Origin of the sequence: Urechidicola vernalis (genome assembly GCF_031846385.1) — a bacterium.
GTDB lineage: Bacteria > Bacteroidota > Bacteroidia > Flavobacteriales > Flavobacteriaceae > Urechidicola > Urechidicola vernalis.
Window position 1 is genome coordinate 1 of sequence record NZ_JAVRHV010000022.1, and the last position, 908, is coordinate 908.

The window sequence follows — 908 nt, forward strand, 5'->3', positions numbered from 1 at the left end:
CCGTTTAGCAGGTCTGTTGTACACCATTTGAGAAAAACAATCTACATAGCATTAATATTGGGAATTCTATTTTCTTGCAAACAGAAAACTGAACCAAAAAAAGCGGAAAATAAGCCGACTGAAATTCCTGCTTGGAAAATTGATTTAGATACAATTTTGGAAAGGAATAATCCGAAAAACCTTGACTTATCCAAACATCAGTTATTTATCGATACAACCAAAACTTCGGAATTTTATCAAAAATATTCGAATTGGAAACCACACAAATTGGACAATGATGTAGTTTCTTATCATATAAATGAGATTGCTAAAAAACATAAATCTAAAAAAATTGAGTATGGGAATTTCCCAAAACAATGGGTTAGTTTAAAAAAGATAAATAATGAGTTTGTAATTTATGAACCTTGTGATGGAACTACGACATCTTTTGAGTTAACTGAAAACTCTGTGATTTTTTATTATCAAATTGAGCCAGATGCTGACTTAATTTCTGAATTAAAAAAATTAACTGATAATACAGTAGAATTGGAATTAAGAACAGTTCCTCAAAAAATAGAATCTGAAAAAACCAAACTATCAATAACACCGACTGAATTCAAAAATATCTATTTATTAAAATATAGTTTTGGAGAATGGTTTGTAACACCAAGAGATAAAGTGGTAGAATTTGACTTAATCGTAAATCATTGTCCGACAACTAAAAGAATGGAATTTAAAGGTTTTGACAAATAAATAATAAAAGTAAAAAACGGTGTACAACACCGTATAAAAATAATTGCTAAATTAGTGCTTAAACAAAGGTCGTTGCAGTTTTGTTACGTCTGATTTTCCTGCGGAAAATCCTCGCACACAAAACCGCAACTATTCTTATACAAACACGTTGTGCATCATGTAAATTAACCTTAGTT

At 29.7% G+C, this 908-nt stretch carries 1 protein-coding gene; it reads left to right on the forward strand.

Annotation, left to right across the window (positions count from 1 at the left end):
• A partial coding sequence (locus tag RM519_RS13930) for a hypothetical protein (protein ID WP_311594438.1) occupies positions 1–732 on the forward strand: 732 nt, incomplete at its 5' end.
• Positions 733–908 lie beyond the last annotated feature (176 nt).